The sequence below is a fragment of the Streptomyces sp. NTH33 genome (assembly GCF_003236365.1).
Taxonomy (GTDB): Bacteria; Actinomycetota; Actinomycetes; order Streptomycetales; family Streptomycetaceae; genus Streptomyces.
Map to the genome: position 1 here is coordinate 1 of NZ_POTZ01000388.1, position 6,559 is coordinate 6,559.

Sequence of the window (6,559 nt, forward strand, 5' to 3'; positions counted from 1 at the left end):
GAGGTGTATAAGAGACAGGGCCGTGCCGGCGTGGGTGGGGAGTGCGGCGCTGCAGCCGGAAGCCGTCGGGCGGCGGGGTGGTGCGTGGTGTACTACAACGACACGGCGACACGGCGACCGGAGACGGGCGCCCGGAGAGATGGGTGCGTGATGGCCGGTTCCTGGAAGGGATTCGGGTGGCGGAGCCGCACGATACCCACGGCCCCGCTGAACGATAAGGTGCGGGCCCGCCTCGACCTGCCTTTGACGCTGCACCCGGCCACGGACGAGCGCCTTGTGCAGCGTTCGATCTTCGACCCTGCGCTCAAGCAGTACTCCAACGCCTACCGGAACGGGGAGCCCCGGTTCACTGACCATGACACCGGACAGGCCTGGCACGCGGCCCGCCGCGCCGCGATCAGCCTGGTCCTCTCCGCGATCGCGGACTCCCCTTGGGCGGACAATCTCGTGCTGCGCGGCAGCGTGCTGCTCCGTGCCTGGTTCGGGGACGCCGCACGAGAACCAGGTGACCTGGACTTCGTCGTCACCCCGGCGTCGTGGCGAATCGACGAAGCGCGGACCGACACCATGTTCACCGGTGTGGCCCGGGCTGCCGAGGCGGTCGCCCACCGCGGTGACAGCGTCGTCCGGATCGATGTCGCCGAAGCGGTCAGTGACGACATCTGGACGTACGACCGGGTTCCCGGTCGGCGTCTGCTCCTGCCGTGGACCTCCGACGGGCTGCCCGGCGGCGTCGTGCAGATGGACTTCGTCTTCAACGAGCACCTGCCCGTCGACCCCGAACCGGTCCTGCTTCCCGCGGCCCCGGGCGGACTGCAGGCGCGGCTGAACGCGGCCACGGCCGAGCTTTCCCTGGCCTGGAAACTCATGTGGCTGCTCTGCGACATGCATCCGCAGGGCAAGGACCTCTACGACGCTGTCCTGCTGGCCGAGCACACACCGCTGCGCTTCGAACTGCTGCGGCAGGTCCTCCTTCAGGCGGAACCGTCCGACGGGGGCCGCCCGGTGGGGCAGCCTGAGATCGCCGGTCTCAAGCACACGGTCGAATGGGACCACTTCGTGGCTGAATACCCCGATGTCGCGGCAAGCGAGACGGAATTCGTCGACCGTCTGGCGGCCGCCCTCGCACCGACGTTCCGAACGGCCGAGTCAGCCGGGCAGCAGGAAGGCGAGTACGCCCGCCACGTACGCTGGCTGGAGCCACGGATTCGGGAGTACGGGGAGTTGCTGCATCGCGAGGGCATGCGCGCCGTGCAGGAAGCGATGCACGCGGTCGGCCTCCCCGTGCTCACCGCCATCGTCATCACCCGGGAACTCCTCGGCTCCGACCGCCACAGCGTGGAGGACGCGCGCATCCTCGTGTTCGACGACCCGGCCTGGCAGCGACTGGCCGACGTCTACCGGCGCAACGGCGGTTGGCTCGACCGGGAACTCGAACGGCTGTAGGAAGCGGCGACGAAGGCGGCTGCGGAGGGTGGCCTCGACGCACAGGCTGGAACGAGAACAGGATGACAGGGCCGAGTACCGGAGCTCGGTGCACGGGAACGGTGCTGACACGGACGGCGGCCGGGCACACGCGCGAAGCCGCCCCGCCGGACGGCGGCCGGGCACGCGCGCGAAGCCGCCCCGCCGGACGGCGGCCGGCGGGGCGGCTTTCAGTGGTGCTCCGGGTCAGCGCAGGGCGCAGGAGTTCACCACGTCGCCCGTGGCGGGCTTGGACACGGTGCCGCTCGGGGGCGGCGCCGCGCCGCGCTCCACCCAGGCGGTCAGTGCGTCGAAGGCGGTGCGGTAGCAGGGCAGGGTCGGGCGGAGCCGGTCGGGGTAGGCGTCGTAGAGGCTGTCGACGTGGGTGCCCGCCTCGATGGTGTAGTAGCGGTGCATACCGCCGCGGCCCTGTGCCTTGACCATCCTGGTGTAGACGTCGGAGTCGACGGAGATCGGCAGCAGGGCGTCGAGCGTGCCGTGCAGGGTGAGCATCGGCTTGCCGATCCGGCCGGTCAGTGCGATCCGGTCGAGCGCCCGGTGTACGGACTTCGGCCGCTGGGCGTAGTCGTACGAGGCGTCCGAGGCGCAGGGGGCGACGATCTCCTCGAGTGTGGAGCCGGCCGACGCCCCGGGGCAGTGGGGGTCGTAGGACGGGTCGAACTCGGCGCGGTAGGTCTTCTGCGTCAGGCCCCAGTAGACCGACTGGTGGTACGGCCACAGGAACTCGGAACCGGGGGCGAAGCCCGCGTCCAGCATGTCCTGGTGGGTGGCCCGGCCGGCCTGGTAGGCGACCGCGGTGGGCAGGAAGGTGAAGGGGTTGGGGCCTTCGGCCGTCATCAGCGTGCCTTCCCAGTCCACCCCGCCGTCGTACAGCTCGGGGTGGTTCTCCAGCTGCCAGCGGGTCAGGTAGCCGCCGTTGGAGACACCGGTCATGTAGGTGCGGCGCGGCGCCTGCCCGTAGACACGTTGGGCGACCTGCTGGGCGGTGCGGGTGAGCCTGGTGGTCAGCTCGTGCCATTCGGCGACGGCGTCGCCGGGGCGTTTGCCGTCGGTGTAGAAGTCGACGCCGTTGTTGCCCTTGTCGTGGGAGGCGAACGCGTAGCCCTGGGCGAGGACGTGGTCGGAGATGAGATGGTCCAGGGCGTACTGCTTGCGGGTGCCGGGCGCCCCGGTCACCACCAGCTTGCCGTTCCACCGGTCCGGCAGGCGGATGACGAACTGCGAGTCGTGGTTCCAGCCGTGCGTGGTGTTCAGTCTGGAGTCGTCCGGGAAGTAGCCGTCGATCTGGATGCCGGGGACGCCCGAGGGGTTCTTGGTCCCCTTCGCCGACAGGGACGCCCAGTCGGCCTGGTCGGTGTACCGCGTACCGGTGAGCGCGGCCGTGGTCAGGTCCGGCAGGCAGGCCGTGGTCTGGAGCGCGGCGCCGGGGACGGCGGCGCGGGCCTGGCCGGCGCAGTGGCCGGCCTCGCCCGGTGCCTTGCCGGCGGCGGTCGCCATGCCGCCGGTGGTGACCGCCAGGGCGGCGGCCAGCACGGCGGCGGCTGTTCTGAAACGCGTCGAACGCATCAAGCGCATCATTCGGATACCTCCGGATCGGACCGGGGAACAGGGTGGGGACAGCAGGACGGGGACAGCAGGACGGGGACAGCAGGACAGGACGGGCTCAGGCGCCGAACCGGGCGCGCAGGACCTTCTTGTCGAACTTGCCCGTGCCGGTGCGGGGCAGCGCATCGAGCACCTCCACCTGGTCGGGGAGCTGCCAGCGCGCGAAGCCGGTCTCCTTCAGGTGCTCGCGCACCTCCGCCAGACCGACCCGCGCCCCGGGACGCAGGACCATGCATACCAGCGGCCGTTCCTGCCATCTCTCGTCCGGTACGGCGATCACGGCGGCCTCGGTGACACCGTCCATCGCCATCACGGCCGACTCCATGTCGACCGAGGAGATCCACTCCCCGCCGGACTTGACCAGGTCCTTGGCGCGGTCGGTGATGACGAAGTAGCCGTCGGGCGAGCCGACCGCGACGTCGCCGGTCAGGAACCAGCCGTCGTCGGTGAACCGGTCGGTGCCCTCGCCGCCGAAGTAGGAGCCGGCGATCCACGGGCCGCGCACCAGCAGCTCGCCCATCGACTCCCCGTCCCACGGGACGGCCCGGCCCCGCTCGTCGCGGATCTCCACCTGGACGCCGGGCAGCGGCAGCCCGGCCCGGTTGCGTACGGCCCCGGTGACCCGCTCCTCGTCCCAGTCGCTCATCCGCTCCTTGGGCCAGGCCATGCTCGCCAGCGGGGAGGTCTCGGTCATGCCCCAGCCCTGGATCAGGGGGATGCCCAGCTCGCGCCGGTAGCGTTCGATCAGCGAGCCCGGTGGCCGGGCCCCGCCGCACATCACGTGCCGCAGGTCCGGCAGACCGCCGCGCGCCGCGATCTCGTCGGCGACCGACATCCACACGGTGGGCACACCGGCGGCCACGGTGACCCGTTCGGTGGCCATCAGCTCCACCAGCGCGGACGGGTCCTGCCGTCCGCCGTGGAAGACCTGCTTCGCCCCGTACGCGGTCGCGGTGTACGGCAGGCCCCAGGCGTTGGCGTGGAACATGGGAACGAGCGGCAGCACCCGGTCCGACGGGCCGATCGCGACCCCGGCCGCGGTGGCGGCGGTCATGGCGTGCAGCACCGTCGAGCGGTGGGTGTAGACGACGCCCTTGGGGCAGCCGGTGGTGCCGGAGGTGTAGCACAGGCCGAGCGGGGTCCGCTCGTCGAGATCGAGGGGCGGATAGTGGTCGGGCCGGCCGCCGATCAGCTCCTCGTACGCCACCACCGTCACCGCCCTGGACAGGGGAGTGGACGGTACCTCGTCGGCGAGGACGACGACATGGGTCACCCCCGCGAGGGCGCCGAGCCCGTACACCTGCTCCAGCAGCGGCAGCAGGTCGGCGTCCACCAGGATCACCCGGTCCTCCGCGTGACCGATGACGTACGCCAGGTGGTCCGCCGACAGCCGCACGTTGAGGGTGTGCAGAACGCGCCCGGTGCACGGGACCGCCCAGTACGCCTCCAGGTGACGGTGGCCGTTCCAGGCGAGTGTCGCCACCCGGTCGCCGCGCTCGAGACCGAGCGAGTCGAGCGCGTGCATCAGCCGCTGGGTCCGCCGGCCGAAATCGGCGTAGGTGCAGCGGTGCAGACCGCCGTCCGGCAGGCAGCTGACGATTTCCGTGTCGTGGAAGTAGCGGGGGGCATGGCCGAACAGCAGCCAGGTGGTGAGCGGTGTGTCCATCATCGCCATGACGGACATCGTCACTGAGGGCGGCAGGGCGGGACCACGGAGGAAACCCACGGTCCACGCGGTCCCACTATGGAGTGCACCCCTACCACCGCGTCGCGCGGTCCGGGGCCGGCAGCGTGGACAGACCACATATCCGCGGCGCGGTTTATGGTGTTCCCCTCCGTAGCCCCTGTGCGGGGCCGACTCTAGCGTCTCCCCCAACGCCGGCAGTCGGCGACGCATCCCAAGGGGGAGCCGGGATCGGCATGAGCCAACCGCGCACCATTTTGTCAACGCAGAATCTGGTCAAGGAGTTTCAGGGCTTCCGTGCGGTCGACGGAGTCGACCTGAACGTCCGGGAAGGCACCGTACACGCCCTGGTCGGGCCGAACGGGGCCGGCAAGACGACGCTGTTCCATCTGCTCACCGGCTTCCTGTCCGCCTCCGCGGGCCGGATCGCGCTGGGCGGGCAGGACATCACCGGCCGGCCGCCGGAGCGCATCGCCCGGCTCGGCATCGCCCGGTCCTTCCAGGTCACCAGCCTCTTCGCCGATGTGACGGCCTGTGCGCACGTCGAGCTGGCGCTGCAGGCCGCAACGGGCCTCGGGCGCAGCTTCTGGCGCTCCGACCAACACATGCGCCGCTTCACCTCCCGCGCGATGGAACTGCTCGACCAGGTGGGTCTGGCCGAGCACGCCACCCGGTCGGCGGGCAGCCTGCCCTACGGCCGGAAGCGGGCCCTGGAACTGGCGCTCGCGCTCGCCCTCGACCCGAAGGTGCTGCTGCTCGACGAGCCGACCGCCGGGATGGGCCTGGAGGACGTCGACCGGACGGTCGCCCTCATCGGCCGGGTGCGTGAGGGCCGCACGGTGGTGATGGTCGAACACAACATGAACGTGGTCGGGTCACTGGCCGACACCGTGACGGTGCTCCAGCACGGGCAGGTGCTGGCCGAGGGGCCGTACCGGGACGTGCGCTCCGACCCGAAGGTCATCGAGGCGTATCTGGGGGTGGACGTTGCTTGAGGTGCGGGGCGTTTCCGCCCACTACGACGAGGCCAGGGTCCTGGACGACGTGTCGCTGCGGATCGGCGAGGGCGAGGTGGTCACCCTCGTGGGGCGCAACGGCGCCGGCAAGACCACCCTGCTGCGGTGTGTGATGGGCCTGCACCAGCGGATGACCGGCGAGGTCGCCCTCGCCGGACGGGACATCAGCACGGCCGCCCCGCACCGCCGGGCCCGGCTGGGCCTGGGATTCGTACCGGACGACCGGGGCATCTACGCGGGCCTGACCGTGGAGGAGAACCTCACCCTCCCTCCGGTCCCGGCCGCCGCGAAGTCTTCGGGGTCCCCCTGGCCGCTGGAGCGGATCTACGACTCCTTCCCGGTGCTGGCACAGCGGCGCCGCGCGCCCGGCGCCAAGCTCTCCGGCGGAGAGCAGCAGATGCTGGCGCTGGCCAGGGTGCTGCGCACGGGGGCACGGGTGCTGCTGTGCGACGAGCCCACCGAGGGGCTGGCGCCGATCGTCGTCCAGCGGATCGGGGAGATCATCCGCGAGGCGAAGGAGTACGGGGTCGGCGTTCTCCTCGTGGAGCAGAACGTGCGCTTCGCCACCACCGTCGCCGACCGCCACTACCTGCTGGCCCAGGGCCGCATCGTGCAGTCGCTCGACAACGCCGACGTGCGGGAGCGCGAAGACGAGCTCCTCCAGTACCTCGGCCTGTGATTCCCGGTCCGGGCACCGGAGCCCGGACGCGGCCCCCGGTCCGCTTTGCCGGTCCGCCGGTCCGCCCATCCACCGGTCCCCCCATCCACC

General features: G+C 71.2%; 5 protein-coding genes. 3 read left to right on the forward strand and 2 right to left on the reverse strand.

Annotated elements, in window-relative coordinates; translation table 11 throughout:
- Positions 1-276 precede the first annotated feature (276 nt).
- Entirely contained in the window at positions 277-1,446 is a 1,170-nt protein-coding gene (locus tag C1I97_RS28190; protein WP_258382770.1) for a nucleotidyl transferase AbiEii/AbiGii toxin family protein, read from the forward strand.
- A gap of 225 nt (positions 1,447-1,671) precedes the next feature.
- Here the strand turns inward: C1I97_RS28190 and C1I97_RS28195 are convergent, their stop codons facing one another.
- Positions 1,672-3,051, reverse strand: coding sequence for a tannase/feruloyl esterase family alpha/beta hydrolase (locus C1I97_RS28195; RefSeq protein WP_441349160.1), 1,380 nt, complete (start codon positions 3,049-3,051; stop codon positions 1,672-1,674).
- Between the two features lie 97 nt (positions 3,052-3,148).
- Positions 3,149-4,765 carry a long-chain fatty acid--CoA ligase gene (locus C1I97_RS28200; protein WP_111005959.1) on the reverse strand — a complete coding sequence of 539 codons (1,617 nt, stop codon included), beginning with the start codon at positions 4,763-4,765 and terminating at the stop codon, positions 3,149-3,151.
- Between the two features lie 245 nt (positions 4,766-5,010).
- On the opposite strand from C1I97_RS28200, the gene C1I97_RS28205 reads away from it, so the two are divergent.
- On the forward strand, positions 5,011-5,769 hold the full coding sequence (locus C1I97_RS28205) for an ABC transporter ATP-binding protein (RefSeq protein ID WP_111005956.1): 759 nt from the start codon (positions 5,011-5,013) through the stop codon (positions 5,767-5,769).
- Position 5,770: 1 nt separating this feature from the next.
- Positions 5,771-6,469 (forward strand): ABC transporter ATP-binding protein, encoded by a 699-nt coding sequence (locus C1I97_RS28210; RefSeq protein ID WP_220040870.1) that lies wholly within the window; start codon positions 5,771-5,773, stop codon positions 6,467-6,469.
- Positions 6,470-6,559 lie beyond the last annotated feature (90 nt).

Coding starts and splice junctions, on each gene's coding strand:
- C1I97_RS28200 (WP_111005959.1), bottom strand. CDS start 4,765: ATGGCGATGATGGACACACCGCTCACCACCTGGCTGCTGTTCGGCCAT.
- C1I97_RS28195 (WP_441349160.1), bottom strand. CDS start 3,051: ATGCGTTCGACGCGTTTCAGAACAGCCGCCGCCGTGCTGGCCGCCGCC.
- C1I97_RS28205 (WP_111005956.1), top strand. CDS start 5,011: ATGAGCCAACCGCGCACCATTTTGTCAACGCAGAATCTGGTCAAGGAG.